Below are 23,763 nucleotides of genomic sequence, written 5' to 3'. Positions count from 1 at the left end.
GAAAATGTATGTGTTAAAATTACTAAAAAAATATGTCGTAGACAGCCAAGTTTATGTTTCTTTAATGGGAACAGCCTTGGTTATTTTTTTTCTTTTGGAACAAAATGCGTTCCGTTTTCCGAAGGTTATCTTTATTTTCCTAACGTTTTTCAGTGGTTATCTTTACACAAAGTATCAAGGTCAAAAAAAAATATTTTATAAAGTTTTGATTTTTAATGCGATAACAGGCGTGATATGTGTCCTTCTAATCCTTAAGAATCATAATTATCAAGTCTTGATAAAGTGGCTCATTATTGTGATTCTCGGTTTTTTTTACAATAGTTTTTTTTTAGATTTCTTTATTCGAAAAATACCTTTGTTCAAGGCTTTTTATGTAGGAATTGTTTGGGGGCTAATGGCTGCCTTCTTGGGGATTTCTGATTTTAATTTTGCTATTTTTAGTATAGTTTTTCTATTTGTTACCGCGTTGGTTTTGCCGTTTGATATTAGAGATATGAAATATGATGAGGTCATGACCTTCCCAAAATTAATCGGAATACAAAACACCAAATATCTCGCTTATTTCTTTATTTTTCTGTCTAATATTATAAGTGTTTTTAACTTAGAAATTAACTTTGCTTTGGCTTTCTTTTTAGCGTCAATAGTTAGTTACGCGCTTATTTATTTTTCTGATGAAGAAAAGTCGGATGCTTATTTTTCTTTTGGGATTGAGACTTGTAGCGGATTGATATTGGTTTTTTATTTCGTTTTATACTTTTTGTAATGCTTTCTAATTGGCGTATCTTTGCAAAGATCTAGTCAAAAATACTTCCTTTTGAAAATTAACAAACTTCAGCTTATCAATTTTAAAAATCATGAGAGCCTTTCTCTTGATCTATCGGCGCCTATCAATTGTTTTGTAGGTAATAATGGCGTGGGAAAAACCAATGTGTTGGATGCGTTGTACTATCTTTCTGTCGGGAAAAGTTTTCTAGGAAATTCTGATCATAATAATATCCGGACAGAAGCCGATTTTTTCAGCATTGAGGCTGAGGTAGAAAATGATGATAAGGAAGATATTATTAAAATTCTTCTGCCTAAAGAAGCTAAAAAGACGATTAAGAAAAACGACAAATCTTATGATAGATTGTCAGATCACGTAGGATATTTGCCTTCTGTGATGATCTCTCCCTATGATCAAAACTTGATCTCTGATTCTGGAGAAAGCAGAAGACGATTTCTGGATGCGATGATTTGTCAGACCGATTCTGATTATCTTTTTTCGTTGATACAATATCAGAAAACTCTGCAACAAAGAAATGCTCTCCTTAAATCTTTTGCTAAGAATCGATATTTTGATATGGATAGTCTTGAGATTTATAATGAACCTTTGACTAAATTCGGGACGATCATTCATCAGAAAAGAAAGATTTTCACCCAAGAGCTTTTGCCTGTGATGCAAGAATTCTACGCAACTATTTCTGATGCTAAAGAAGAAATAATTGTCACATATCAATCTGATCTGGAAGAGGATTTCCAAACTTTATTAAAACAAAATCTAGAAAAAGATAGAGTCTTAACGTATACGTCCAAAGGTATCCACAAGGATGATTTGGTTTTTGAAATGTCTGGTTTTCCGATTAAAAAAGTAGGGTCGCAAGGACAGCAGAAGACGTTCTTAATTGCTCTTAAGTTGGCACAAATGAAACGGATTAAAGAACTGACAGGCAAAACGCCCATTCTGTTATTGGATGATATCTTTGACAAGCTGGATGACAAAAGGGTATCGCAACTGATTGTCTTGGTTAATCAGGAGAACTTTGGTCAGATTTTTATTACCGACACGCACAAAGAAAGAACAGAACAGATTGTTAAGAATATCAACGATCAAAGTTCTATTTTCGAAATCTGATAAACACTTTTTTCTAGGCAAAAAAACTCCCGAACAAAAGTGCTCATGGTCTTTGTAGCCCCGGTTGCAGCAACTGTCTGAGCTCTTTTCTTTTGTAAAAAGAAAAAGCGAGTGCGGAAAACGGGACTCAATTTCCTAAGAATAAGCTATTGTCTTGCTCCTAAAAATACTATAAAAAGCTAGAATCAAAAGAAAACGGCAACAGATCTCTAACAGATTTAGTCTTGAAAACTTCACCTTCTAGAGTCCCAAAGTAGATTTCTATCTCCTGATCTTGCTTAGCTTCGTATTCTAAAATGCTTTGACGACAAGCACCACACGGAGGAATTGCTTGTATAGCAGGCAAATCTCTAGGGCCACCAATGACAAAAAGCTTTTCTATTTTGGCATTAGGGAAATTAGCTGATGCCCAATAAATAGTGGTTCTCTCGGCACAAATACCAGAAGGGTAGGCAGCATTTTCTTGATTGCTACCTTTGATGATCTCGCCATTATCTAATAGCAATGCACATCCCACAAGGAAATTGGAGTAATTAGCATAAGCGGTTTCTCGAACTTTCTTAGCCGCTTGAAATAGTTCTTTCTCAGTATCATTCAAATCTTGGTAAGAAGAAATGACTTCGAAGCTGATCTTTAATTCTTTTTTCATTTTTAAAAATCGGGGCATAAAAGTAAGTCTTTTTATCCAACTGGCAATAGAAAAATAGGATTAAAGTAAATTTTTGTTAAAATTTGAATTTCCGATTTTCTTTTTTCTCTGAGATTTTCTTTTTATTGTCTAGGCGTTTTTGGATTTTTCCTTTAGATGGCTTAGTTGCTTTTCTAAGTTTTGGGATGTATGTGGCTTGGTCTACGATTTCTAAAATCCTTTCTGTTGCTGCTTTTTTATTTTGAAGCTGAGTTCTGCTTTCTGTCGCTGTTAGTTGTAGAATACCGTCGGAATTGATTCGGTTTTTAAGTTTGGTCATAATCATTTGTTTCTGATAATCCGAGAACAATTGACTCTCTGACACATTCCACATCACAGTAACAGCCGTCTCAACCTTGTTAACGTTTTGTCCGCCTGCACCGCTGCTACGCGAAGTTTTGTAGCTGAGTTCTGAACTGAAATTAATCACTGTTTTTGTTATTTAAAAGGTTTTTCAATTGAATACGGCTAACTTTACCATTATCCGTCCTTGGGATTTTTTCTATGTAAATGATTTCTTTGGGGCGATGCGCTTTAATGTCATAATTAACAGTTGAAAGTTGTTGATTAATCTTGTCATTGGATTCGCCTTCTACGACTAAAATTAGTTTTTGTCCCAACATATCGTCATCTAGTCCTATAAAAACGATTTCGTTAGAAATGGATTGTTTGACTAAGGCTTCCAAAGCTTCTGGGAAAATCTTAACGCCGCCAGAGTTAATCACATTGTCTGTTCTGCCTATAAATCTGAATTGATTATGACTAATAATATCAACAATATCGTTAGTCTGAAGAATTTCCTCACTAAGTTGTGGTGCGTCAATTTTCAGGCAACCTCTGTCGTCCGTAGAGATTGTGATACCATCGAAGCAAGTAAAATAATCTTCTGACTGCGGACGAATCATTTTTAGCGCAATATGAGATAAGGTCTCGCTCATACCATAAGTCTCGTAGATCTCTGTGTTAGTCGTAGATAATTTTGATTTCAAGCTTTCTGAAACTGCTGCGCCACCAATGATTAGTTTCTGGATCAAATGAAGCTTGTCCAACGAGTTTTCTACTTGTAACGGTGTCATGGCAGAAAAATCAATAGATTTATCAATGTTTGCTAAAGGATTGAGAGAAGGTTCGGTTATTGTAACACGTAATTGTCGCTCTATGGATCTTACCAACAACATTTTTCCCGAAATATATTCTACAGGAAGACAAAGTAAGGCGGTATCATGAGGTTTTAAATTCAAAAAATCACAAGTCATCTTTGCGGAATGTCTCATTTTAGATTTTTCGACGTCAAAAATTTTAGGTTTTCCTGTGGATCCCGAAGTTTTTACGGACATGAAATCCGATTGTGAGAACCAACTTTTAAAAAAATCTAAAATTTGTATTTCGAATTGATTTTTTGCTTCAATCTTATTTATCTGAATATCAGAACAGTCGACTATCATTGGATTTGTTGATGTAAATATTTGTATAAAATTATGAATTTTTTTTCAAATTTATTTGCAGGTTAACGAAAAAGTCTATACATTTGCACCAGAATAAAAGACAGACCCATGGTGTAACGGTAGCACTTCGGTTTTTGGTACCGCCTGTCGGGGTTCGAATCCCTGTGGGTCTACAATTTATTAACAAACAACTTCTTGATTTTCAAGGAGTTGTTTTTGTATGTAGTTACTTTGACCTCAGATTAAGCTTTGTATATTTATTGAAATTTATTGAAATTTCTGATGTAAGCTTTGTTTTTGGCTATTTAAAAAAAATAAGAAGAATTCAGTTATTAAAATTATTAAAGGTTAATCAAGTGATTTGAGAAGCTGAATAGCGATAAGTTGGGTTGCATATTTAAGTTGTTGTTTCTGTTTCTTTAAAATAAAAAAGCGAGGTTTTTATAAACCTCGCTTTAATGTATATCTTTTTTAGATAAAATTACCCTTTCAAGTTCAATTGTAATTCTAGCTCATCTAATTGTGCATCGGCAATACCTGCTGGCGCATCAATCATGACATCTCGTCCAGAATTATTCTTAGGGAAAGCGATGTAATCTCTGATGACTTCGTTGCCGTCCAAAATCGCCACCAATCTATCGAATCCAAATGCTAAACCTCCGTGTGGTGGTGCGCCATATTTAAAAGCGTTCATCAGGAATCCGAATTGCGCCTCCGCTTCTTCTTTTGAGAATCCTAATAAATCAAACATTTTAGATTGTAAATCTTTATCGAAAATACGGATAGAACCGCCACCAATTTCGTTTCCGTTAAGAACCAAATCGTAAGCGTTAGCTCTTGCTTTGCCTGGATCTGTTTCTAAAAGATGGAAATCTTCAGTTTTTGGAGACGTGAATGGATGGTGCATTGCGTGATAACGTCCGCTTTCTTCATCAAATTCTAATAATGGGAAATCAACCACCCAAAGTGGTGCAAATTCATTCCCTTTTCTTAGGCCAAGACGATTGCCTAATTCCATTCTCAACGCAGAAAGTTGTGCTCTAACTTTATTCTCATTCCCTGAAAGGATGAATATTAAATCGCCAGCTTTTGCGCCAAATCTCTCAACAATAGCTTTTAAGTCATCTTCGTTGTAGAATTTATTAACCGAAGACGTGATGGTTCCGTCGGCTTGATATTTTACCCAAACCATTCCGGAAGCGCCAATCTGAGGGCGTTTTACCCAATCTGTTAATTCGTCAATTTGTTTTCTGGTGTAGTCTGCGATACCTTCAACGTTAATACCAACCACCAATTCGGCTTCGTCAAAAATCTTGAAATCTTTACCTTTTACCAAATCATTTAGTTCGTTAAACTCCATTCCGAAACGGATGTCTGGTTTGTCATTTCCGTATTTTTGCATGGCGTCAGCAAAGGTTATTCTTGGGAAATTCTCGAAATCTTTTCCGGTAATGTCTTTCAGAAGCGTTTTGGTCATTCCTTCGAAAACATTCATGATATCTTCTTGCTCTACAAATGCCATTTCGCAATCGATTTGGGTAAATTCTGGCTGTCTGTCTGCACGCAAATCCTCATCACGGAAACATTTCACAATTTGGAAATATTTGTCCATTCCGCCAACCATCAACAATTGTTTGAATGTCTGTGGCGATTGAGGTAATGCATAGAATTGTCCAGGATTCATACGACTTGGTACCACAAAATCTCTTGCGCCTTCTGGTGTAGATTTTATCAAAACAGGTGTTTCTACCTCTATGAAACCTTCATCAGAAAGATAGTTTCTCACTTTCTGCGCCATCTTATGACGGAAAATAAGTTTGTCTTTTACTGGATTTCTTCTGATATCAAGGTAACGGTATTTCATTCTCAGTTCTTCGCCGCCGTCGGTCTCGTCTTCTATGGTGAAAGGAGGCAACTGAGATTCGTTAAGAATTGTTAGTTTTTCTACTAAAATTTCTATTTCTCCTGTTGGGATTTTTGGGTTTTTAGAAGATCTTTCTATGACGCGTCCTGAAACTTGAATTACAAATTCTCGACCTAATTTTTTGGCTTCTTCTAATAATTCTGCTGTAGAACGGTCTTGGTCAAACACCAATTGTGTAATGCCGTAACGATCTCGTAAGTCTATCCAAATCATAAATCCTTTGTCTCGGATGGTTTGTACCCAGCCAGAAAGTGTTACTTCTTCATTTAGATTTTGTAGCGATAGTTCGCCGTTAGTGTGTGTACGGAACATTTTTTTTAGATGTTAGATGTTAGACATGAGATTTTAGATTTTGTATCTAAAATTCCGTTACAAAGATAAGGAAATTGACTTTAAAATATTGAAGCTAGAATTTCAAATTTTAAACGAAAGGAAATTGAGTCACGATAGTCTGCGTGAGGTGGACGGAAGGAGCGCGCGAAGCGTGCTGTCTAGAAAAAAGAGGTGACTTGGATCTGGGTTTTTCTAGACCGAAACGAAGTGGAGCCTGGAGAAGACCGACCTGCTAGCTTGGAAAGGAAATGGGGCAGGACACGCCCTGAAATATAATTTTGTCAGTTGGAATATAATGGCTAACTTAGTTGTTATCAAATACTTAATTATTATGGGAAAAGGAGATAAAAAGACGGCGCGAGGGAAAATTATCCAAGGTAGTTATGGAAAGACGAGACCTAGAAAAGCTTCAAAGTCGGCTGAAGTGCCTGAGAAAGTTGAGAAGGTGAAGGCTGAGCCAAAATCGAAAGTTGAAAAAACTGAAAAAATAGAGAGTTCAAAACCTAAAAAAACGAAAAAGACCGAAGATTAACTTCGGTCTTTTTTTGTGAGTTTTTTAAAAAAATATTATTTCTTAATAAATTTCTCTGTGTGTGTTTTTTTGTCGGTAGTGATCTGAATGATATAGTTACCTTTAATTAAATTAGACACATTAATTTCGTTAGCATTAGAGTTAGATGATACTAGTTTTCCGCTAAAGTCGAAGATGTTAATTGTATCAATTTTGTCATTAGATTTAATCTTTAATACATCCGAAACAGGATTAGGATAAATGCTAAGCGATACTTTTGTAGTTTCTGTTGTCGCAAGGAAATTGGCTGTTACAGCAAGCGTTTTAGTTACAACTTTTCCGTTAGAGGTAAAGTCTATTTCTATATTGGCAACACCAGAATTAAGAGGTGTTATAACCAATTCTTGATCGTCATTAATCTCTGCTTTAACAGAAGTCTCTTTGCTGTTAGATCTAATACTTTTTACAATTGCAGCAGATAAATTGTCTTGATCTGTTGCTACATTTTTTAGATTGATTTTAGTTTCTGCATTTAATGTAATTTCTGAAGGGAAGTCACTGCTAACAACTGGTGCATAGATGTCTGGGAAAACTGTTATAGCAGGGAACCAATAATAGTCATTTAAGGTAATCGTGTTAAGTAATTCTCCGGTATTGTCGTAAGTATGTACCCAGTTTTTTTGATAATGAGAAGATCCTCCGCTTTCTGTAGTGTTAAGAATCAGGTTGTCAGTCACAGGGTCTATACGCAATGCTGCACCATAAGGAATTTGTTTAAACTGTAATGGTGTTCCGCTGGTATCAGTCTGCCCAGGAATTAGAGCGAACTTTTCGTTAAACGTTTTGGTCGTTACATCAAATTTTACAACTTGTGTGCCACCCACAAAAGAACTAATACTGTTAATCCAGAATAAAGCATTCTGCTTAGTACTGTACGTAAAGCTACCAGCACGCCAAGATCCCCAGTCTGCAATATATCTTGTTGTAGGAATTGGATACTCGGTTATTGTAAATGTTTTTTCGTTGATATTAATTAATTTTTTGTCTTGTATTGCCCAGATGCTACCATCTTTAGCTTGTATAATAGAGATGTATGCTCCTTCTAAAGTACGTGTTACTTTTTTAGTTTTAGGATCAATAACAAGAATACCTTTAGACTGTTTAACAGCGTATACATAATTTGGGGTTCTGATCATATTTCCAATTTGGCCACTATAAGTACTTCCTCCGCCAGTTCCTTCTATCATTTCTTTCACTTTTAAGTTTTCGATATCAAACTCAAAAATACCATTAGCGGCGCCAATGTAACCCGTCTTGCTATCTACTCCTAAGAAAGATCTACCATCACCACCGCCAATATTATCAAATTGTGCAATTTTTTTCATGGTTTTGGCATCAGCAATAACTAGTCTCCCGCCTGGTTTGTAAAGGAGGTCACCTCTATCTTTTTCTTGTTTTGAAATGAAATAAAACTTATCTCCGTAGATTGTTCCGTATTGCGTTGTAGCTCCAAAAGCCTCATTGTTATTAACGTTGCTGTAAACTCTGTAATTAGCATTGTTATTAGCATCTACAAAATTAACAGACCCGTTAGTGTGCCCAAACCATTCTTCATTAACCATAAAGTAACCTTTGGTAAAATCGATGTTAGAAGAGTAAGGCGTTACAGCTGTAAATGTGGTAGCGATTTCTGTCCCGCTAAGTTCTATGTCAAAATTCCAAAGATCCCAAGATCCATTTTCTAATATTCTACTAGATGCCCCTACATTAGAATATCCATAATCATCACCATAAGAATCTCTCACCCAATAAGACCAATACCCATTAGTTTTCCATCCAGATTGCCAGTGATCACTAGCGTCTATGACAGTATAGTAGTCAAAATCATAATCTACAGTGTTAATAATCCCATCCAGTGGATAGAATGGGTAGGTTAAATTGTTATCTTTATAAAGTCCAATAGACCCTTTGCCATCTAGATCAAAGCCTAGACCACCAATGGCTGTGCCAAATTGTGTCCCTTGTCTCAATAGCGTGAAAAATCTTTTATCAGTTTTTGCGATGGCTTTTATCATGTCTTCGCCAGTTGCTTCGCCGTCCCATCTAAAGCCCCATACAAGTACATCGGGATTTTTTTTGTCGTTCCATTGTACTGCAAAAGCAGCTTGATTACTACCAGTACCTACCCAATACTTAATATCGGAGAAGCTAAAGTCAGATTTTTTTTGTTTTTTGTTTTTAGGTTGTTGTTGTGTTGTAAGGTCCGTCCTAGGGAAGCCTTGTACATTGACTTGCGCATTAGTGATAAACGCAAATAAAAATAACATGGTTAAAAGATAAATCTTTTTCATTGTAATTTAATTTATTAGTATTGTTAATTGTTATTTTAATCTTAGATCATAAGCGCCAGCAACTTCAGTTGATACTTCGCCTAACCAGCCAGCTTCTTGATTAATCCCTGTATAGACTTTGACAAAATCTATCCCTGGAAGTTTTACGTATTTACCATTTTTATCAACGGCCCAAGAAATGTCAATATTAGAGGCATTGTCTGTATTAGGTGCATTGTCTGCATAGCCATAGGCATAAGACTTGCCTACCCAATAAGTCCCAGTGCCACTTTGATCATAAAAGTTGTTGGCTAACTTGGTTCCTGTAAAGCTGTAAGAAATGTCCGTAATCCATAATGGGTAATAACTTTGTGAATGAAATACATTTTTGGATTTAAAACCAGAATTACCGAGGTTGTCTTGCCACTTAATATATTCTATATCGCTTGCCCACTCATGTTCTCCTAAAACAGGTGACTTGCTCTCGTCTGGTTTATAATAGGTGATGTTATAATTTTTGACAGTTGTATTTTTGAAATACTCGCTACCCGCAATTTCGTACCACTCGTCATCGTCTGGTTTTCCGTTTTTATTTTTGTCATAGGCTACTAGGATAATCCCAGGCTCACAAGAACCAGCACGCTCTTCTAAGGCATCACTCGCCCAAAAAGCATTGCCCAAAATTTTGAAATCTTGACCATCCAGATTAGGAATAGTATGATCAAACCCAAAAGTTACATAACCTCCGAAACCACCAAGGCTAACCATAGATGTATTAGATCCTACAATAGATTGTCGGGCTTTAGTCAGCATATCGCTTGTGGAGTTTCCTTTAGTATATATTGGTATATCGTTGATAAATTGCCCTACAGCAGGCCTAAAATCGAAAACATCAGAGATGTATTTACTGTAAGTTTTTAGTTCTTTATTCACAATAATTTTAGAATGGTAGATGTCGGTTTTGCCATTAGTTTCTACCTTTAAAGTAATAGGGTAAGTTCTGACATAAGGACTGATAAAGTCTAAATTATGATTTTCTGATATCAAAGAATCATTAACGCTCCAGGTCAGCTTTGCATTGGTCGGGAAATCTGTCGCAATATTAAGAACCTTAAAACGATCTATTGAATAAGAATTTTTAAGTATGCCGTTTCCTAAGTCTTCTCCTATATCACGTTTACAAGCAACGAGACTAGCTAATATGAAAAGAGAAATAATTGATTTTAAAATAATTATTTTCATGATAATGTATTTTATTTTTTATAAAGAAAAGCAAAGTGTGCTGGGATATTTCCGGCTTCTGTTTTCCATTTAAAGGTTCCATTTTTATTAAAACAATACAAATATCCTGTGGATACATAATTGCCAGCATCAGTCAGATAGATATCTTCTGTGATAGGGTTGACTGCAATGCCATAAGGCGTTTTAATATTGGCGACATAATTAGGATCTACAATATTTTTAGAGATAATCTGTTCGGTTTTTACATCAATAATCCCAAAAGTTTTGGTGTAAGAATGGGTAATATAACTGAATTCATTTCCGTAATAATAAAGCTTATCATTAACGATTGTCATCTCGCTGACGGCAATATCAAAGGTCTTTTTGATTTTTCCTGTTTTAGAATCCAGAATAAAAAGATTAGAAGGCGTGTTGTAATAATCACCGCGAGAACTGACATAAAGATCACCGTAATTATCTTTTTTGATATGATGAAGATTGATGCCGACGTCTATTTTGCTCGTTTCTTTAAAAGTGTTGAGGTCCACAACAGAAACAGTTCTGTCATAATCAGGAAATCTATATCCACCAGAATTGGCAACATAAAGATTGTTCTCAATAATTGCCATTTCTTCGGGTTGATAACCTACGGTAACTTCACGTTTTATAGATAAAGATAAGGTGTCAATCTCTACAACTTTCCCAATTGGTGCATTAGGATCTAATACAACTGGACCCGCGTAACTGCTGGCATAAGCTTTTCCGTCTTTGAAAGCCATATAACGACAATTCTCTAGCGGAATGGTTTTAATACGTTTCGCTGTTTTCGCATCAAGTACTTCAATCTTGTTGGATACGTTAATCACTGCATAGATTTTACTACCATAGATCTGGATATCATTGCCGACGTCTCCTAATTCTTTCACGACGTTGGGATTAATTTCGGCGTAGATATTTCTGCGATACGTTCCGGTTTCGTAATCAAAAAAGTCCAAAGTCGCTTTGTTACTTCCCATATTGCCTTCATTAAGAAGATAAAAACCTTTGATGTTAGTAAACTCCGGTTCTGCAATATTATCTTGCTCTTCGCGGACAATCGTCTCGTCCGTTCGGCAAGCAGAAAATAGGCTTAAAATGATGAGTAAAAAGTATATTTTTTTCATAACGTAAAACTTAAGATGAGTTTAAATTGTCTTCCTGGCATTGGCATATTAATCACGACATCATAATATTGATTGAAAATATTATTGACTTCAAAGCTGGCTTTAGCTTGGTGAGAATTAATTTTTATTTTTTTCTGAATAGATAGATCATGTGTGTACCAAGGCTGAATATAATTGTAAGCGATATTATTTTGGTTAACATCATAGCGCTCTCCAACGTACATAAAACTATAATTGAAACCCCAATCTTTATAATCAGACATTAATGAAAAAGAGCCGCTGTGCCAAGGCGTGTATGGGATTTGGTCTCCATAAAAACTCTCATTTTTATCACTAAAATCTCTTGCTTGTTGATAAGTATAGCTTACGAGAGGTCTTAATTTTACATTACCGATTTTTAGATTAGCTTGGATGTTAACATCTGTACCGATGATTTCTACATTGCCGAGATTCATCATTAACCAGCGGAACATACTGCCGTTGGGTGCTGCGATAATTTTATTTTCGACCTTATTATAATAGGCATCTACTTTAGCATAAAAAGATTGAAGAATACCGGTGTCTAAAGATTTTTGATACGTAAACCCAACGTTATATTGATTGGTGAATTCTGGTTTCAAAAATGTATTTCCAATATTGGTATAATAAAGGTCATTGAAAGTTGGCATCCTAAAAACTCTTTTGTAGAAAGCTCTTAAGGTTAAAGAAGGATTTTCTAACGGTTGATAACTCGCAAAGAAAGCTGGCGTCCATTCGGTTTTATCTGGAGATTTGGTATTTAACGCTACATTTTCATGGACAAAAGTACCAAGGACACTTCCTAATAATTTAAGACGATTCCATTGATAAGTTGATGCAAAAGATACTAATGTTGTATAACGTTCTGGATAAGAAAATAGCTTAAGATCCGCATCTAGATTGTTATACTGGAAATCTGCAGAAGCGCTCACGTCCCAATTGGGCGTTATCGAGTAAAGATTGGATGACGATACATAGACTTCTCGTTGGATGTATTGATTTTGGATTTTAATAGAAGAAATTGTATCAATATAATGCGAATAATCGTAAGCGAACTTAGCCTTTAATTGAGTCTCTAATTTCGGGAATATTTTTTTCTTGAAGTTGGCTTGTACAAAGTAGCTGTCTTCTGTCAATCGTTGTCCACGACCGCCAAATCTTCCGTTAACAATTGCCGCAGGAATGCCTCTGTCGGACAAATAAGCGTAGCCACGTACTGCCCAATTGCCGTTGCGCAGAGCTCCGTTAAGGCTGGTTTCTATTCGTTTGAATTTTACATCGCCATCATGTCTTTTAGCAATAGTATCATAAGCCACGCCGCCGTCTGGATATTTCTTTTTGTATCTGAAACGATACACGCCATCACTTTCTAAAAATTCTGAACTTAAAGTCGCTGATATTTTATCCGAAATTTTTTGTTCTAATCTAAAGGAAGGATTGAAGAGCGCGATGCTATAATTCTTATTCCGAAGTGTAAGATTGGTCGTTCTTCCGTTTTTGAAAATAGGATTTTTTGGTTGAAGATAGATCGATCCTGATGAGCCGAAATCTTTAGCTGGCTGAAAAATCTCACTTTTTTGACCATTGTAAAGAGAGATTTCTTCTAAGTCATCCAGAGAAAATCTACCAAGATCTATCACGCCGTTTTGAGCATTACCTAATTGGATACCGTCATAGAAAACACCCACGTGTTGTGTACCCATGCTTCGGATGTTGATGGTTTTCAGCCCTGCAAAACCGCCGTAATCTTTGATTTGTATTCCGGAAAAATAGCGTAGTGCATCGGCAACATTTTGAGAATTTAAGCGTTCTAATGTTTCACCAGATAATGTCTGTGCAGGTAATATTTCTTTAAAGCTTTTTTTCTTTAATTCGATTTGATAGATGGCAATAATGGTGTCTTTACTTTGTTGAGAATAACAAAATAGGGTGGGAGTTGTCAGTAAAACTATCCACAAAAAACGCAACCGAAATAAAGTTAATTCCATAGCCAAATTATTAGTTTGGCGCTGTATGGGTAAAAGGAAATATCGAGCAAAGATAGTTTACTCTTATTGATATGTCTTGTAACTTTACTCCACGAAAGCGTCAAACGTTATTGTTCTGGCAGGTCTTCTGACTTACTTCATTTTTGATGTCCTTCCCATTTATAGAAAATAAACAGTGGATAAATAATCAAAAACTTGGGTGTGAAGCTTACAGCAGCGGGTCTGTTATGGGTTTTCACCATATTCCCTATTAAGTGCTTTTTACGGCTCACCAAAACGGGATAAAGATAAACTTTATATTTTAAATATTTTTCTTATTTTAATGCATCGTCAAGAAGCTGATTATTCCTAATGCAATTATTAAGAAAGTAAATGCAAAGAAGTTACAAGTCCAAATGATAAAGCCAACGATAATACTTGTAAAGCGCGAGGATTTGTAGACTCTGTGATGCGCAACATAAAAATAGATTGCCATATATATCAGGATGGCGATCATTATTATTGCAATTATCGGATTGAAAAATGCATAGTCTGATAGGATATTAGTAAGTCTTAATAAAACCCCGAAAAGCAGTATGCTTACCAGCAAGAAAGAAAAGTAATGTAAGGTGAAAATCCCATGATCAAAATACCACCATTTTTTTTTACGATGGAAAATCCATAAAAATAATGCGAAAACCGGTAAGTATATAAATAATGCTTTTGGTAAGTTATGAAATGCGTTTTCGGCCAGGCTTTTAAAAATTTCTCCTTTTTTTACTCCTTTTTCTTTGAGCTCGAAAAGCTTTTTGGCAAATGCTTCATCAAGCATACTAAAGAGTCCTGTCCTGTCTTTATTCCCTTTTTTGTATTCCTCAAACGTTTTATAACCTTTATATGTAGTGTCATCAGCAATTTTATTTTGCATGTCTAGCGAGTTTTCAAAACCTTTTTGGAATTCGCTGGTCTTAGGGTCATCTAATACTTTTTGTGCGTAATCAAATTTAGCAACCATTGCAGAATCTTTCTCATTTTGTTTTTGGAATTCAATTGCTTTGGATGCTTGCTTTGTAAACTGCTCTGTACCTTTAGCGTACTCTGCTTTTTCTTTGTCAGATTTTTTGTCGTAATTAATTTTAAAAGGAGGAAACACCGCAAAGATGAAGAATGTAATAAAACTTATGAAAATATACAGTTTAACAGGCGGGACAAAGGCTTGCCGCTTGCCATCAAGATAAGTGCGCGTTAACTTCCCAGGACTGAAGAGGAGATTCTTTATCGTTCCCCAGAATTGTCCATCATAATGCGTAAAGTCTTCTATAAAATGCGTGAAGAGATAATAGAAAGGCTGGCGTGGCTCAACGTTTTCTTGCCCGCAGTTAGGACAGTACTTTTCTAAAACCTGATGATTGCAATTAAGGCAATTTTTGTCTGTTCTTAGTTTTCCGTGACTCATTATAATATAGAAGATTTTGGCAAATATAATTTTTTAGGATCAAAATTAAATCAATCCTTCATGAAAAATAAAAAATTAGTATTAATTAATAAAGCTTAATTATTAATTCTTACATAATGTTGAAATTAAATAATACGCAGAAAGCTTTGATAAAGGTGTATTATAATAAGATCAGACATTGTATTTCTTAGATTAAATATAGTAATCTGATTAGTTTTTTCTAAAACGATTTTTTATTCTGAAAAAAAATCCTACCTTTGCACACCCTTATTAGGGAAAATTATGTTTAATCGTAAACGATAAATTGTGAATACATTAAGTTACAAAACAGTATCGGCAAGTAAGGCTACCGCTAATAAAGAATGGGTTGTGGTAGACGCTGCTGAGCAACCATTAGGACGTCTAGCTTCTAAAGTTGCAAAGATTTTGAGAGGTAAGCACAAAACGAATTTTACACCTCACGCAGACTGCGGAGATTATGTAATCGTTTTGAATGCAGAGAAAGTAGCACTTTCTGGAAACAAGTGGAATGATAAGACTTATATCTGGCATACAGGTTATCCTGGTGGACAGAAGTCTATGACTGCTTCTGAGTTAATGAAAAAAGACAACCTTAAAGTTGTACAGAGATCTATTAAAGGTATGCTTCCTAAAAACAGATTAGGTAGTGCTATTCTTAAGAATCTTTATGTATATGAAGGTACTGAGCACAAGCATGAGGCACAACAGCCAAAAGTAATTAACCTTAACGAATTTAAATAATAAGTATGTCTACAATACACAAAATCGGAAGAAGAAAAACTTCTGTAGCTAGAGTATACGTAAAACCAGGTACAGGTAACACTACTATCAATGGTAAAGACGTTAAAGTTTACTTTGGTACAGATGTTTTAGTATATAAAACTAACCAACCATTTTTATTAACAGAGACTGTAGGTCAATATGACGTAACAGTTAACGTTTTTGGTGGAGGTATTACAGGTCAAGCAGAAGCTATCAGACTAGGTGTTTCTAGAGCACTTTGCGAAATTAACGCAGAGTTCAGATTACTATTAAAGCCACACGGATTATTAACTCGTGATGCTAGAATGGTAGAAAGAAAGAAATTCGGTCAGAAAAAAGCAAGAAAGAGATTCCAGTTCTCAAAACGTTAATCATCAGACTTCAGATTTGGGATATCAGATATCAGATTTTTTACAATCTATTATCTTCTATCTAGAATCTATTAATCTAATTAATAATTGCCCGTTTAGTTTAGCACCCAAACATTTCTCCCATCTAAAGAAATTGTTGATTGCGTTAAGCGGAACGTAAACTAAAAAACAAAAGACATGGCAAAAGCAAATGTTAAAGACCTATTAGAGGCTGGTGTACACTTCGGTCACATGACTAGAAAGTGGAATCCAAATATGGCTCCATATATCTTCATGGAGAAAAACGGTATTCACATCGTAGATTTACATAAAACAGCTGTTAAATTGGACGAGGCTTGTGCAGCTTTGGAAAAATTAACTTCTGCAGGTAAAAAAGTTCTTTTCGTTGCAACTAAAAAGCAAGCGAAAGAAGTTGTAGCAAAACATGCTGCAGAACTTAATATGCCTTATATTACAGAAAGATGGCCAGGTGGTATGTTAACAAACTTTGTTACTATCCGTAAAGCTGTTAAGAAAATGAACTCTATCGATAAAATGAAGAAAGATGGTACTTTCGAAACTTTATCTAAAAAAGAAAGACTACAAGTTGACAGACAAAGAGCTAACTTAGAGAAGAACTTAGGATCTATCTCTGACATGGTTAGACTTCCTTCTGCAATTTTTGTAGTTGATATCATGAGAGAGCACATTGCTGTAACTGAAGCTAAGAAATTAGGTATCCCAGTTTTCGCAATCGTTGATACTAACTCTGATCCAAGAAAAGTAGACTTCGTTATCCCAGGAAACGATGATGCTTCTAAGTCTGTTGATATGCTATTAAGCGTTGTTGCAGATGCGATCAAAGAAGGTCAATCTCAAAGAAAAGCTGACAAAGAAAAATCTAAAGAAGGTGAAAAAGTAACTGCTGAAAAAGATGCAGACTTCGAAACTGAATAATTAGATATTTCTCAGAAATATAAAAGCGACTTAGAGTAATCTAAGTCGCTTTTTGTATTTATATTAATTGCAATATAAGAGCTTAATCTTATGATTTATTCAGTGCCAATAATATATTAGCTTTTACTTGTTTTTTCGAGTTGTATATGGCGTCACAGAGGTTGCTAGAGATGTTATAATCACCTTTGCTAACTACAATAGAAGTTTCTCCTTTAGAAGGAATTGCTAGGTTATAAGATTTCTTTCCTTCTATTTTTAAAATCATATCACAGTCGGATTGATTTCTAACCATAATAATAGCATCCGGACTTTCTGCAGAGTTCTCAGTAAAAAGTTCATTAAGTAAATTAATAGTCCTTGCTCTTTGATCCATTTTGGCATCTGCTAATAAACGATCGTATAATGCTTTGTCAAAATTAGATTTGCTATTATTTGTTGGGATCTCTGTAACGATAGGTCGTGCAGCCATTGGCACGCCTTGTCCGCTTTTCATCCAGGCAGCATTCTTTAGAGAAATTAATTTCCTTTTCAAAAAAACACGGTATTGATCGTCTTTGTGAGCAGTTTTTAAGTAATTCTCAATTTCCTTAATATTATTACTTTCTGTAATAAGTGGTTGGGATTTGCATTGCCAAAGAAAAGATAGACATAGCGCCATTAATACAACATTTTTCATACTATTTAACCCTGAATTTGATGTAAGTAATAGTCTTACCTTTTGCAGAAAAAAGACCTTCATAGTAGGTTTGGATTTCTCTCAATAATGGAGTTCCTGGCTCATATTCTTTAGCAGCATAGATGTCATGGTGCGCAGTGATAATCTCATGTCCAGCACCTTGTAGATAGCCTAATGTATAACCATGCAGAAACTCAGAGTCTGTTTTTAGGTGGATGATACCGTCTTTTTTCAGGATATTTTTGTAACGTGCAAGAAAATCCGGATGTGTTAATCTATGCTTAGTCCTTTTAAATTTAATTTGAGGATCAGGAAAAGTAATCCAAATCTCATCTACTTCATTTTCTGCAAAAAAAGAGTCTATTAACTCGATCTGCGTTCTTAGGAAAGCCACATTATCCATGTTGTTAAGCTGTGCTTCTTTGGCTCCGAACCAAAATCTTGCACCTTTAATATCAACACCAATAAAGTTTTTGTCAGGAAAAGCCTTTGCTAATCCAACGCTATATTCTCCTTTTCCGCAACCTAATTCTAAAACAATAGGTTTATCATTTTTAAAGTGATCTTTATGCCAATTCCCTTTTAAAGGAAAATTATTAAGTGCTTCTTCTCTCGTTGCTTGTATGACATTCGGAAGAACTTTGTTTTCTTCGAACCTCGAAATTTTATTTTTACCCATGCTAAATTAATGGGGTCAAAAATAAGAATTTTTAACGACTCGTAAATTGGTTTTAAGAGAAATTGCACAAGAATTATTTATTATCGTTATTCATATTCATTAGGTTAGAGTTTCGTAACCTTTTCATATAAATTGGCAGGTATTTTTCGATATAAATCTTGACTGGCTCATAGTTACCATTGTCTGTAAAGACGTTGAGGTTATCAGAACTATATATAAATTGAAGGAAATTTGGTATTAATTCTTTTGGGATTTTAAGACGTGTAAAATAATCATCACCAAAGTATTGCTGAATATTACTGATGGTTTTGCTCATCTTTTCGTATTCATGAAAGCGTTTCTTTTTCTTAGCCTCGCCAGATATCATATCAAAAAAACTATCAATGCTAAGACTAAGTCCGCCATTAAGCCCTAATATCGGTATTTCTGGAGGTGTGCCATCGCCTTTTGGCTCAGGAAGACCAATGATTTTTCTTAGCTCAAAAGCTTTGTCAGAAGCTTTTAACATACTGACATCTTTTCTAAGATTTCCTGAAGGTTTAAAGGCTTTTATAATAACTTCCTGTATTTCGTAATAAGCAATTTGTAGTTCTATATAATTCTTAAGATTAGTAAGCATTTGTTGAGTTACTTCTACATCTTTTCTCTCTGTTACGATAGATGTAAATCTTATGACATCGCCAACACTTGCGGGTAAAGCAAAATTCCCATTATAGTCTGCCAGTACAGTTTTGTGTAAGGTTACATTGGTTACATAGAATTGATTAAGGTAAAGATTAGACTTGTCTCTGATGTATATTTCTCCTTTAAAAGATTGCCCAAAAAGACACGAAAATATTCCTATGCTAATGAGTATTAAAAATTGCTTCATAATTGTACACAAAAGTATTGAGAATTTATTTTTATTATTGACTTTAAGATATATAAAAAGGGTTAAAGTTTTTATAAACTTTAACCCTCAATTGTTAAGATTTTTATAATTAAAAAATAGTGCTATTATTTATCTATTCTTTAGCAAGATCCATCCTGTTCTTTGGATAGGAGTTAGCACCCCGAATTCTTTCCATTCTAAAATGTACCAATACGAGGCTGTTGGTAGTATTGCACCATTATAAGTACCATCCCAGATGAAAGTTTTTTTCTCAGTAGAATCAAATATTTTCTTGCCATAACGATCTATAATTATGACTTTGGGATCTGTTTTGGTCGCTAATTCGGAGTAATCTATAACATCGTTAATGCCGTCGTGATTAGGCGTAATTGTATTAACTGGATTAATAACCGTAAAGATCATTGTAATCGGTCCACAGCTATCTCCATATTTAATATAAATCGTATGTTGCCCTAATTTAACATTACTAAAGATATTAGAATTTTGATAAGTATTGGTATCTATTGCATAAGAATATGGTTGTGTACCGCCTTCTATCTGTACAGTTACAGTACTTCCGTTGATGTCGATGGATTTTATCTGAGGTTCTTCTGAAGCTGTAATTTTTACAAATTGTCGGTAAGTACAGCCATTAGAAGAAAGGTCTACCCAATATTCTCCAACAGGAAGATTATTAACGATTGATCCTTTTTTACCATTAACAGGAGAGGATGCGTCACTGCTTCCCCAAGTGTAATCATCAAAGTTAGATTCTGCCTCAAGATATGTCGTTGTATCTTTACAGATTATCTTATCGGCTAGGATTAATGATTTTTTTGGTTGCTTGAAGATAAAAGACAATGGTGCAACATTATCACATAGTCCAGCTTGGTGATACCTTACATAAACCGTTTTGTCAGAAGTCAGTTTGTAATTAGTAGCTTCTGTTGGGCTAATTCTGTCTACGGTATTTTGATTTTTTGCACCTGATTCTGTTTTGTAGAAAAATGGCGTACCATTGATGTTGTTAATCAAAGCTGGAATATAATCATTAAGATTAATTGTTTTTGTTCCTTCTAATTTATCATCACATATTTTAATAGCAGGGATGTTATTGCTTTGACTTAAAGAATTTTTATTAAATGTTATCTTTTGCAGAATAGGTGTACATTGTCCAGGCTTTACCCAAATCCAAACGTCTTTAGACAACCCAGAGAAGGATATCATTGCAGGTAATGGTGTTTCTGTTGGTGCATTAATGTTGGTCGGGATTTGGTCAAAATATTTAATATCAAAACCAGAATCTTGGGAAATATTAGTCACAATCTGATTGATATAGCTAGAAAAATAAACATCCGTATCGCCATCTAGATTATCATCACAAACCGAAAATGTTGGATTAGTAGCTAAAACCGGAATAATCTGTTGCTCTATCATTAATTGACCTTTTAATCTACAACCGCTATTAAGTTCTATCTCAACTTCGTAGATTGCTGCGTCTGCATAGTCTACAGTATGTGTTGGGAAGTTGCCAGATTTGATCTGTACACTATCTTTGTACCAAGTGTATTTTATTGCACCTGGTGTTGTAGCATTAATAATTTTTGAACTACCAAAGCAAAGCGCATTTCCGTTTCCTAAGGTAAGGTCTTTCCCAAGATCTTTGTTACCAACAAAACTTCCTGCTTTTAAGAAAACTGCAGAATCGTAAAGTCCATTACCTTGGTCTGCAACTACTAATTTGATATGATAGACTTGCCCAGGAATAACATCTGTCGTTGCTGTTAATATTTTGGTTTCGCCGTTAAAGTTAGTTGCACTTGTATTATAGTTGTATTGCCCAAAATAAGCCTCGTTAATTGCTTCACATTTTTCGCCACCACCTCTAACGGTATTAGATTTTATCGGCGTATTAGTGCCTGGTATAACCGCTAAGTTTTTATAATTAGTATCACCTTGTTTCTTTATTAAAAATGCAAATCCATCCGTGTAATCACATCTTCCGTTATCTTTAGATCTTAGATATTGCTCTGATAAAAACATATAATCGAAAAAGATCTTGCTGCTGTTATTAGAGACAAAATCAAACTCAATATACGTTGCATCATAAGAAGAACTAGGATTTATATTAATGGCTTGTTCTAAATCTGCATCGCCTTTCCACGCACTGTTAGTTGCACTTTGCAATGAGTTATTAGGACCAATAGCATCTAGTGCATTCCCAGAAGATAAAATAATACCTTCTTTCATATCAAAAGAGCTCGTGCCTTTATCAAAAAAACCATAACTCGTATTACCGTTTCCGAAATCCCAACCGCTCATCTTTACATTGCTTACCGTAATACATGAGTTGCCAGATCCTAAGAATTTGTCCACCAATTGTTGGGCATTATAGCTTGTATCTACATTAATGTATTGTGATTTTATGTTGATACAGCTTAAGCTTAGTAATAGACTATATATTAATATTCTGAGGTTTATAGTAGAAAAAGTCATTTTCGTATCCATTATCAATTTATGATTTTGTGGGATGCAAATTTATTGATTATATATTAATAATAATTAAAAAAAGGCTACAATAGATTTATCTGTTGTAGCCTTACAATAAAAAAGATTTGGATATGAAAAGTTATATTATTCTTTAATGATTTTTTTGTTTATGGTTGTAGTGTCTTCAAAAGTTATTGTTAAAATATAAAAGCCTTTTTTGATTTCTGACATATTAATTGTTTTAGATGCCGGATAGTTTTTAATTAATTTACCACTTGCATCAAAAAGAGCAAAGCCTTTTATGGATTTGTTAGACGTTACGTTAACAATATCTTTTACCGGATTAGGATATATATCTAGTTTGGTAGAGTGTACATCTTTTGTAGAAAGTTTATTTATTTCTTTTACAACAGAAGCGTCAGAGTAACGTTTTCCTGCATCGATACTTTTTACAGACCAGTATAGTTTTTCTGGAGTATTTTCAAGTTCTAAAAACCATTGGTTAGTGGTTACTACATATTTTGCTATATCAGATTTGTTAGGGCTAGTGCCAACGCTTATCTCATAATTAAGACCTTTGGTTGGTGTTTTGTCATCTGTTGCGCCATCCCATGATAAGTTAATTCTATTACCAATTGTTGTATCTGTTAATGTTGTAGGAGGTGTCGGTTTTTCGTTGGTGTTAGTTTGATTACTGTAATATAACTTAGTTAATGTTGGTAGATTTTCTGTTTTCCAATCAAAACCAGACACCAAGATGTCCAACTGATTATCGTTGTTGAAATCTGCTAACTGCAAATTAGTTGTACCACCTAGAGGGATAATATTTTTTTCTGCTAGGTAATCAAAACCTTTAGTTTCAGGATTATAAAGATAAATTTTGTTTACAGAATTACCATCTTCATTATCGCCTGTTATAACAACATCTGGATAACCATCGTTATTAATATCGCCAGTGTCTATAGCCTTAGATCCACTCGAGTTAGAAACAGGTTCATGAGGTAAATCTGTTTCTGTAAAAATACCATCAGGATTATTTTTATAAAAACGGAAAACAGCTTCATATTCTTCATCTTGTCCTATGGCAATGATGTCTAATAATCCATCGCCATCAAAATCTTCTACTGCAAGCGAGCTATAACTTAACGGATTGAATGTTTGTTTTTCTATTAATTTTCCTCCATCATTTGTGTAAAGTGTCATAAAAGGGTTATAATTAATATCTAAACCAGACATAATAATATCTAATTGTTGGTCATTGTTAAAGTCAGCAACTTTGAAACTTCCATTTTGAGAACCAGGTATAATTCCAATTTGTTTCTCGAATTTTCCACCTATATTTTTATAAAAATCTACATCAAACAAAAATCCTTCGCCAGGTTTGTTTTCTATCCCATTAATGAAATAATCCATCTTCCCATCATGATTGTAGTCTGCAATTTCTATCGAGCTGTAGATCTTACCACCATCATCAGACGCTAGCTTGAAAGTATTATTATCATTGAGGTAAACATAAGTTTTATAATTTACAATATCTTCATAACTCAGTCCAACACTAACAATATCTAAGTCGCCGTCATTATCAATATCAATAAATCTAACATCACCAAGGTGTACAGGCATTTCTAAAACTTGATGCTCTGTCAACTTACCATTGTTATTTTTGTAAATGTAAGTTACAGAAGTATCAGCTCCTTCATTTTCATCAGTATCAAGTGCGCCAGTAACTACTAAGTCTAATTGTCCATCTCCATCAAAATCACCTACATCGCTAGAACTATAATAAAAATTTTGAAGTTGTGTTGTTTGTTCAACAAAATTTTGTGCGTGATAAAAAGCAGCAGTTCCTACAAAAAAAAGAAAGGAAATTTTTAATTTCATATTATTATTTTTAATTGTTCTAAATTAACGTTACAAATGTATTCATTTTTATTTAGAATGATTAAAAATAATAATGACTTTTGTCACAAAACAAAAAAACCTGCTTAGTAAGCAAGTTTTGATTTAACA

The 23,763-nt window shown here is 34.5% G+C and carries 20 protein-coding genes, 1 tRNA gene and 1 riboswitch; of the genes, 7 read left to right on the top strand and 14 right to left on the bottom strand.

All coding sequences use genetic code 11. The features are described from left to right. Positions 1–4: 4 nt before the first annotated feature. Positions 5–763, top strand: coding sequence for a UbiA prenyltransferase family protein (locus tag ACQQ6V_RS09135; protein ID WP_448845216.1), 759 nt, complete (start codon positions 5–7; stop codon positions 761–763). 51 nt (positions 764–814) lie between these two features. Further along, positions 815–1,891, top strand: coding sequence for a DNA replication/repair protein RecF (recF, locus tag ACQQ6V_RS09130; protein ID WP_448845215.1), 1,077 nt, complete (start codon positions 815–817; stop codon positions 1,889–1,891). Positions 1,892–2,060: 169 nt separating this feature from the next. On the opposite strand, the gene ACQQ6V_RS09125 is transcribed toward recF, so the two are convergent. The 3 genes from ACQQ6V_RS09125 to ACQQ6V_RS09115 form a co-directional block, all read right to left on the bottom strand. Then, positions 2,061–2,540, bottom strand: a complete 480-nt coding sequence (locus tag ACQQ6V_RS09125; protein ID WP_448845214.1) for a cytidine deaminase — start codon at positions 2,538–2,540, stop codon at positions 2,061–2,063. A gap of 76 nt (positions 2,541–2,616) precedes the next feature. Further along, on the bottom strand, positions 2,617–3,009 hold the full coding sequence (gene arfB / locus ACQQ6V_RS09120; RefSeq protein WP_448845213.1) for an alternative ribosome rescue aminoacyl-tRNA hydrolase ArfB: 393 nt from the start codon (positions 3,007–3,009) through the stop codon (positions 2,617–2,619). Next, positions 3,002–4,024 carry an AMP-binding protein gene (locus ACQQ6V_RS09115; protein WP_448845212.1) on the bottom strand — a complete coding sequence of 341 codons (1,023 nt, stop codon included), beginning with the start codon at positions 4,022–4,024 and terminating at the stop codon, positions 3,002–3,004. The genes arfB and ACQQ6V_RS09115 overlap by 8 nt, the downstream gene beginning before the upstream one ends. Positions 4,025–4,126: 102 nt before the next feature. Between ACQQ6V_RS09115 and ACQQ6V_RS09110 the strand changes: the two genes are divergently transcribed. After that, a tRNA-Gln gene (locus ACQQ6V_RS09110) sits at positions 4,127–4,197 on the top strand. A 308-nt stretch (positions 4,198–4,505) separates the two neighbouring features. On the opposite strand, the gene aspS is transcribed toward ACQQ6V_RS09110, so the two are convergent. Continuing rightward, entirely contained in the window at positions 4,506–6,260 is a 1,755-nt protein-coding gene (gene aspS, locus ACQQ6V_RS09105) for an aspartate--tRNA ligase (RefSeq protein ID WP_448845211.1), read from the bottom strand. Positions 6,261–6,612: 352 nt separating this feature from the next. Between aspS and ACQQ6V_RS09100 the strand changes: the two genes are divergently transcribed. Further along, positions 6,613–6,813 (top strand): 30S ribosomal protein THX, encoded by a 201-nt coding sequence (locus tag ACQQ6V_RS09100; RefSeq protein WP_448845210.1) that lies wholly within the window; start codon positions 6,613–6,615, stop codon positions 6,811–6,813. Positions 6,814–6,848: 35 nt separating this feature from the next. Here the strand turns inward: ACQQ6V_RS09100 and ACQQ6V_RS09095 are convergent, their stop codons facing one another. The 5 genes from ACQQ6V_RS09095 to ACQQ6V_RS09075 form a co-directional block, all read right to left on the bottom strand. Further along, positions 6,849–9,143 carry a T9SS type A sorting domain-containing protein gene (locus tag ACQQ6V_RS09095; RefSeq protein ID WP_448845209.1) on the bottom strand — a complete coding sequence of 765 codons (2,295 nt, stop codon included), beginning with the start codon at positions 9,141–9,143 and terminating at the stop codon, positions 6,849–6,851. A 30-nt stretch (positions 9,144–9,173) separates the two neighbouring features. Next, a complete protein-coding gene (locus ACQQ6V_RS09090; protein ID WP_448845208.1) occupies positions 9,174–10,364 on the bottom strand; it encodes a cell surface protein in 1,191 nt (396 codons plus the stop codon). Between the two features lie 11 nt (positions 10,365–10,375). Then, on the bottom strand, positions 10,376–11,506 hold the full coding sequence (locus tag ACQQ6V_RS09085; RefSeq protein WP_448845207.1) for a YncE family protein: 1,131 nt from the start codon (positions 11,504–11,506) through the stop codon (positions 10,376–10,378). Next, positions 11,503–13,512 carry a TonB-dependent receptor gene (locus tag ACQQ6V_RS09080; RefSeq protein WP_448845206.1) on the bottom strand — a complete coding sequence of 670 codons (2,010 nt, stop codon included), beginning with the start codon at positions 13,510–13,512 and terminating at the stop codon, positions 11,503–11,505. Before ACQQ6V_RS09080 ends, ACQQ6V_RS09085 begins: the two co-directional genes overlap by 4 nt. A 100-nt stretch (positions 13,513–13,612) precedes the next feature. Next, a riboswitch (cobalamin riboswitch) is annotated at positions 13,613–13,803 on the bottom strand. Between the two features lie 28 nt (positions 13,804–13,831). Then, positions 13,832–14,947: a DUF3667 domain-containing protein gene (locus ACQQ6V_RS09075; protein ID WP_448845205.1), complete on the bottom strand. Its 1,116-nt coding sequence runs from the start codon at positions 14,945–14,947 to the stop codon at positions 13,832–13,834. A 306-nt stretch (positions 14,948–15,253) separates the two neighbouring features. On the opposite strand from ACQQ6V_RS09075, the gene rplM reads away from it, so the two are divergent. The 3 genes from rplM to rpsB all read left to right on the top strand — a co-directional run bounded on the left by rplM (position 15,254) and on the right by rpsB (position 17,037). Then, complete coding sequence (gene rplM / locus ACQQ6V_RS09070; RefSeq protein WP_448845204.1) at positions 15,254–15,709, top strand: 50S ribosomal protein L13; 456 nt, start codon at positions 15,254–15,256, stop codon at positions 15,707–15,709. A gap of 5 nt (positions 15,710–15,714) precedes the next feature. Further along, a complete protein-coding gene (rpsI, locus tag ACQQ6V_RS09065) occupies positions 15,715–16,101 on the top strand; it encodes a 30S ribosomal protein S9 (protein WP_448845203.1) in 387 nt (128 codons plus the stop codon). A gap of 177 nt (positions 16,102–16,278) precedes the next feature. Further along, complete coding sequence (gene rpsB, locus ACQQ6V_RS09060) at positions 16,279–17,037, top strand: 30S ribosomal protein S2 (RefSeq protein WP_448845202.1); 759 nt, start codon at positions 16,279–16,281, stop codon at positions 17,035–17,037. A gap of 88 nt (positions 17,038–17,125) precedes the next feature. On the opposite strand, the gene ACQQ6V_RS09055 is transcribed toward rpsB, so the two are convergent. The 5 genes from ACQQ6V_RS09055 to ACQQ6V_RS09035 all read right to left on the bottom strand — a co-directional run bounded on the left by ACQQ6V_RS09055 (position 17,126) and on the right by ACQQ6V_RS09035 (position 23,634). Further along, positions 17,126–17,713, bottom strand: coding sequence for a DUF6759 domain-containing protein (locus ACQQ6V_RS09055; protein ID WP_448845201.1), 588 nt, complete (start codon positions 17,711–17,713; stop codon positions 17,126–17,128). Position 17,714: 1 nt separating this feature from the next. Next, positions 17,715–18,392 carry a tRNA (guanosine(46)-N7)-methyltransferase TrmB gene (gene trmB, locus ACQQ6V_RS09050; protein ID WP_448845200.1) on the bottom strand — a complete coding sequence of 226 codons (678 nt, stop codon included), beginning with the start codon at positions 18,390–18,392 and terminating at the stop codon, positions 17,715–17,717. 73 nt (positions 18,393–18,465) lie between these two features. Beyond that, positions 18,466–19,263 (bottom strand): hypothetical protein, encoded by a 798-nt coding sequence (locus ACQQ6V_RS09045; protein WP_448845199.1) that lies wholly within the window; start codon positions 19,261–19,263, stop codon positions 18,466–18,468. Between the two features lie 129 nt (positions 19,264–19,392). Next, the gene (locus ACQQ6V_RS09040) at positions 19,393–21,771 is read right to left on the bottom strand and encodes a choice-of-anchor L domain-containing protein (protein ID WP_448845198.1); all 2,379 of its coding nucleotides are present in this window, start codon (positions 21,769–21,771) and stop codon (positions 19,393–19,395) included. A 126-nt stretch (positions 21,772–21,897) separates the two neighbouring features. Further along, positions 21,898–23,634 (bottom strand): FG-GAP-like repeat-containing protein, encoded by a 1,737-nt coding sequence (locus ACQQ6V_RS09035; protein WP_448845197.1) that lies wholly within the window; start codon positions 23,632–23,634, stop codon positions 21,898–21,900. Positions 23,635–23,763: the final 129 nt, after the last annotated feature.

The sequence above is a fragment of the Chryseobacterium electrogenes genome, from assembly GCF_053553015.1.
The sequence above is the reverse complement of the archived record's forward strand: the minus strand, read 5'-3'. Positions and strand labels throughout refer to the sequence as shown.

Coding starts and splice junctions, on each gene's coding strand:
- ACQQ6V_RS09135 (WP_448845216.1), top strand. CDS start 5: ATGTATGTGTTAAAATTACTAAAAAAATATGTCGTAGACAGCCAAGTT.
- ACQQ6V_RS09125 (WP_448845214.1), bottom strand. CDS start 2,540: ATGAAAAAAGAATTAAAGATCAGCTTCGAAGTCATTTCTTCTTACCAA.
- ACQQ6V_RS09115 (WP_448845212.1), bottom strand. CDS start 4,024: ATGATAGTCGACTGTTCTGATATTCAGATAAATAAGATTGAAGCAAAA.
- aspS (WP_448845211.1), bottom strand. CDS start 6,260: ATGTTCCGTACACACACTAACGGCGAACTATCGCTACAAAATCTAAAT.
- ACQQ6V_RS09100 (WP_448845210.1), top strand. CDS start 6,613: ATGGGAAAAGGAGATAAAAAGACGGCGCGAGGGAAAATTATCCAAGGT.
- ACQQ6V_RS09095 (WP_448845209.1), bottom strand. CDS start 9,143: ATGAAAAAGATTTATCTTTTAACCATGTTATTTTTATTTGCGTTTATC.
- ACQQ6V_RS09090 (WP_448845208.1), bottom strand. CDS start 10,364: ATGAAAATAATTATTTTAAAATCAATTATTTCTCTTTTCATATTAGCT.
- ACQQ6V_RS09085 (WP_448845207.1), bottom strand. CDS start 11,506: ATGAAAAAAATATACTTTTTACTCATCATTTTAAGCCTATTTTCTGCT.
- ACQQ6V_RS09080 (WP_448845206.1), bottom strand. CDS start 13,512: ATGGAATTAACTTTATTTCGGTTGCGTTTTTTGTGGATAGTTTTACTG.
- ACQQ6V_RS09075 (WP_448845205.1), bottom strand. CDS start 14,947: ATGAGTCACGGAAAACTAAGAACAGACAAAAATTGCCTTAATTGCAAT.
- rpsI (WP_448845203.1), top strand. CDS start 15,715: ATGTCTACAATACACAAAATCGGAAGAAGAAAAACTTCTGTAGCTAGA.
- rpsB (WP_448845202.1), top strand. CDS start 16,279: ATGGCAAAAGCAAATGTTAAAGACCTATTAGAGGCTGGTGTACACTTC.
- ACQQ6V_RS09055 (WP_448845201.1), bottom strand. CDS start 17,713: ATGAAAAATGTTGTATTAATGGCGCTATGTCTATCTTTTCTTTGGCAA.
- trmB (WP_448845200.1), bottom strand. CDS start 18,392: ATGGGTAAAAATAAAATTTCGAGGTTCGAAGAAAACAAAGTTCTTCCG.
- ACQQ6V_RS09045 (WP_448845199.1), bottom strand. CDS start 19,263: ATGAAGCAATTTTTAATACTCATTAGCATAGGAATATTTTCGTGTCTT.
- ACQQ6V_RS09040 (WP_448845198.1), bottom strand. CDS start 21,771: ATGGATACGAAAATGACTTTTTCTACTATAAACCTCAGAATATTAATA.
- ACQQ6V_RS09035 (WP_448845197.1), bottom strand. CDS start 23,634: ATGAAATTAAAAATTTCCTTTCTTTTTTTTGTAGGAACTGCTGCTTTT.